We start from the raw sequence: 3,247 nt of genomic DNA, 5'->3' as shown, positions 1-3,247 counted from the left end.
TCGCTGGGCGTAAAGGCGGCGGCCTTCCCGCTCTTCTTCTGGCTGCCTATCGCCTACCACACTACGCCGCCGGTTGTGTCGGCCCTGTTTGGCGCTCTCCTGACCAAGGTTGGCATCTATGCCGCCTTCCGCATCTTCATGCTGCTGTTTGAAGGCACGACCGGGATTGTCGGCGAGGTGGTGGTCTGGGTTGCGGCCATCACGATGATTTCCGGGGCAATCGCCGCGCTGATCCAGACCGATCTGCGCCGGATGCTGGCCTTCCTGATCGTGTCGGGCATGGGCTATCTGATGATGGGGCTTGCGCTGTCGACGCCTGAAGGCGTCAGCGCAGCCAGCTTCTATCTGGTCCACGACATCGTCGTGAAGGGTGCCGTCTTCCTGCTGGCAGGCGTGATCGCGTATGCGGCGGGAACCTCCGACTTTGCGAAAATGGGCGGGCTAATCCGCTCCCATCCGGTACTTGCGTTGATCTTCCTTGGCGCAGGTCTTTCGCTTGCCGGCCTGCCGCCCTTCTCGGGCTTCTGGGCAAAAGTGCTGGTAGCCGATGCCGCCTTTGACGGGGCCCGTCCGATCCTTGGCGGTATCGCGCTCGGCACCGGCCTCATCAGCCTGCTCTGCGTGGTGAAGATCTGGATGGAGGCCTTCTGGAAGGCCGCGCCACAGGGCATGAGCGTGACCGCGCGCCTGCCGTTGTCCATGGTCGTTCCGGCGACCGCCCTGGTGCTGGTGAGCCTCGCCATCGGCCTCTATGCCGATCCGCTAATGGAGCTGGCGTCCATTGCCGGTAACGGGCTGGCCGATCCGTCTGCCTATATCGACGCTGTGATGGGGGCCGGCCAATGAACCCGCTTCGCCTGATCTCCAAGCTCTTCATCTGGGCCCATCTGGGCGTCATCTTCATCATCGAGCTGTTCAAGTCGTCGTTTGCGGTCGCATGGGCGGTGGTCAATCCGTCGATCCGGATCAATCCGGCCATTCTCGCGGTGCCGCTGGACCTGAAAAGCGACATTCATATCGCGACGCTTGCAAACCTCGTCTCGCTTACTCCTGGCACGACTTCGCTGCACGTCTCCGAGGACCGCAAGTTCCTCTACGTACACGCGCTCGACTGCCCGGACCCGGATGTCATCATCTCCGGCATCAAGACGACGTTTGAAAGCATTCTGCTGAAGTCGGAGGCATAGACGCCATGTTCGATATGTTTTCCGCCTATTTGCTGAGCGGGCTGGTGCTGGGCCTCCTCCTGACCGGCGTGCGCCTGGTCATGGGGCCGGGGCTTGCCGACCGGTTTGTCGCGCTGGACATGATGACGGTGCTGGCCATCGCCATCACCGCGCTGACCACGCTCGTTACCGGCCGCCCGGAGTTTCTCGATATCGGGCTTGGACTCGCCGTCACCGGTTTTGTGGCCACGGTCGCGCTCGCCGTCTTCCTCGAACGCAAGGAGAGTGACCAATGATCCGCGAGATTATCGGCGGCGCCCTCATGCTGGGCGGCATGGCTTTCCTGTTGATCGCGGCAATTGGCGTGTTCCGCCTGCCTGATCCCTTCCTGCGCATGCATGCCTCGACCAAGGCGGGCACGCTGGGGGCTGGCCTTCTGGTTGCGGGTGTTGCTGTGGCCTACACCGAAGGCAATCTTGGGCTGACCGCTTTCCTGATCATCATCTTCCTGTTCGGAACCCTGCCGGTAGCGGGCCATCTGCTCGGCCGCGCCATGTATGTCTCGGGGGCCGATTTCGTGATGAAAGACGGCAATGACGGGCTCAAGGGCATCTTGCCGCGCGCCGAGGAGTCACTCGAAGTGCGCCTTGCCGGGCGCAGTCCGGATGCCGCGCTGCCCAGTCCGGAAAAGGCCAGTGAGAAGGCCAACAAGGCGAAGGTGAAGACCCGGGAATAAATTAAGGGCGGCTCTGATGAGCCGCCCTTTTTTGTTCTGCAACGCATCCGCGTTGCGGTGTTCCGCGAAAAGTCGCGGGCGGCCTTTGGCCTTGCGAACGCCGTTTCGGCGTCCGTGCGGCACGAAGCCGGCCTGCCCCGCGCAAAGACAGGGCAGGCTGAGCACCGCTGCCTAGTTCGACGGACGCCAGACACCATCCGGGCCCTGGCAGACCCATTCATACCGGCCGGTCAGTTCCACCTGGCGGCAGTTCTGGCTGACCTGCTGGCTCGGATAGGAAGGCTGAACGCCGCGCGGCTGATAGGCATAAGGGTCATAACCCGGGCCACCGGCAAGCTGGCTGTCATCCTGATAGGCATAGCCCGAATTGTCGTAATAGGGATCATAGCCCTGCTGGCCGTAGGCCGGCTGGGTATAGCCTTGCTGGCTGTAGCCGTATTGCTGGCCATAGGGCTGCTGGTAGCCGACCTGAGGGCGCGGGCCGCCGGGCAGATGATCGCAATTGCTGCCGCGTCCGCCGCTGACAGCGCCGCCGGCGAGTGCGCCGATGCCGGCACCGGCGATCACTGCGCCATCATTCGACCGGCGCTGATAGGGCTCGACATAGCCACGGCCGCGATGACCGCGATAGCCGCGGCCACGATCCCAGCCGCGATGGCCATAGGACTGGTTGCGGTAATGATCGTCGCGGCGGTCCGATTCGCGCGCATTGTGGATCTGCGCGCCGACAACCGCGCCCAGAAGGCCGCCAATCACGGCGCCGGCAACCTGCTGGTTGCGTTGCTGTGACAGGCATTCCTGATAGGTCTGCTGGGCCTGTGCCGCAGGGGCGAGGGCCATGGGAGCCGCGATAGCGGCCGCCAGAATGGCCGAGCTTTTGAGTACGTGTTTCATCGCGAAGGGGCTCCTTTCGTGCCGGGTCCTTGTAGCGTTAACAGACCTTGCCAGATCGTGGATGAGCGTAACATGAACGAAAACCGCCCCGCCGATGAAGGGCGGGGCGGCAGTCGCGTCGTCCCTGACGGATCGGACTACTGGACCCTTGCAACCTGCCAGTAGCCATACTGGTCCTGACACATGCGCACGCGGTCATAGGCGACCTCGCCATTGGGCAGGAAGATTTCCGCATCCCCCCAGCGGCAGCGCTGATTGCCCCAGTTGTGGAAGTCGCGGGCATGGACCACACCGCGCACGCCCGAATACGGGTTGTGCCAGTAATAGGGATTGCCCGTGTTGAAGGCATAATGGGTGGCGTAGTGATACTGGCCGCGGTCGCAATCGCTCAGGGCGGCGCCGAGCCCGCCGCCGATCAGGCCGCCAGCCAGCAGCGCGCCGGCATCACCAT

General features: G+C 63.5%; 6 protein-coding genes. 4 read left to right on the top strand and 2 right to left on the bottom strand.

The annotated features are described in order from the left end of the window. The 4 genes from ACTS2Z_RS07445 to mnhG all read left to right on the top strand — a co-directional run. A partial coding sequence (locus ACTS2Z_RS07445) for a proton-conducting transporter transmembrane domain-containing protein (protein ID WP_442572584.1) occupies positions 1 to 846 on the top strand: 846 nt, incomplete at its 5' end. Next, positions 843 to 1,187, top strand: a complete 345-nt coding sequence (locus ACTS2Z_RS07440; RefSeq protein ID WP_442572583.1) for a Na+/H+ antiporter subunit E — start codon at positions 843 to 845, stop codon at positions 1,185 to 1,187. The genes ACTS2Z_RS07445 and ACTS2Z_RS07440, both read left to right, overlap by 4 nt. 5 nt (positions 1,188 to 1,192) lie before the next feature. Next, the gene (locus ACTS2Z_RS07435) at positions 1,193 to 1,462 is read left to right on the top strand and encodes a monovalent cation/H+ antiporter complex subunit F (protein WP_442572582.1); all 270 of its coding nucleotides are present in this window, start codon (positions 1,193 to 1,195) and stop codon (positions 1,460 to 1,462) included. Continuing rightward, positions 1,459 to 1,902: a monovalent cation/H(+) antiporter subunit G gene (gene mnhG, locus ACTS2Z_RS07430; RefSeq protein ID WP_442572581.1), complete on the top strand. Its 444-nt coding sequence runs from the start codon at positions 1,459 to 1,461 to the stop codon at positions 1,900 to 1,902. The genes ACTS2Z_RS07435 and mnhG overlap by 4 nt, the downstream gene beginning before the upstream one ends. 171 nt (positions 1,903 to 2,073) lie before the next feature. On the opposite strand, the gene ACTS2Z_RS07425 is transcribed toward mnhG, so the two are convergent. Together ACTS2Z_RS07425 and ACTS2Z_RS07420 are read right to left on the bottom strand one after the other, a co-directional pair. Continuing rightward, positions 2,074 to 2,796, bottom strand: coding sequence for a hypothetical protein (locus ACTS2Z_RS07425; RefSeq protein ID WP_442572580.1), 723 nt, complete (start codon positions 2,794 to 2,796; stop codon positions 2,074 to 2,076). Between the two features lie 137 nt (positions 2,797 to 2,933). After that, on the bottom strand, positions 2,934 to 3,247 hold a 314-nt coding region (locus ACTS2Z_RS07420), incomplete at its 5' end, for a hypothetical protein (RefSeq protein ID WP_442572579.1).

Source organism: Glycocaulis sp. (genome assembly GCF_052168375.1).
Lineage (GTDB): Bacteria > Pseudomonadota > Alphaproteobacteria > Caulobacterales > Maricaulaceae > Glycocaulis.
Note: the sequence above shows the minus strand (reverse complement) of the source record. Positions and strands in the feature narration are given on the sequence as shown.

Excerpts from the sequence above, each read along its gene's own strand:
- ACTS2Z_RS07440 (WP_442572583.1), top strand. The coding sequence starts at position 843 with ATGAACCCGCTTCGCCTGATCTCCAAGCTCTTCATCTGGGCCCATCTG.
- ACTS2Z_RS07435 (WP_442572582.1), top strand. The coding sequence starts at position 1,193 with ATGTTCGATATGTTTTCCGCCTATTTGCTGAGCGGGCTGGTGCTGGGC.
- ACTS2Z_RS07425 (WP_442572580.1), bottom strand. The coding sequence starts at position 2,796 with ATGAAACACGTACTCAAAAGCTCGGCCATTCTGGCGGCCGCTATCGCG.
- mnhG (WP_442572581.1), top strand. The coding sequence starts at position 1,459 with ATGATCCGCGAGATTATCGGCGGCGCCCTCATGCTGGGCGGCATGGCT.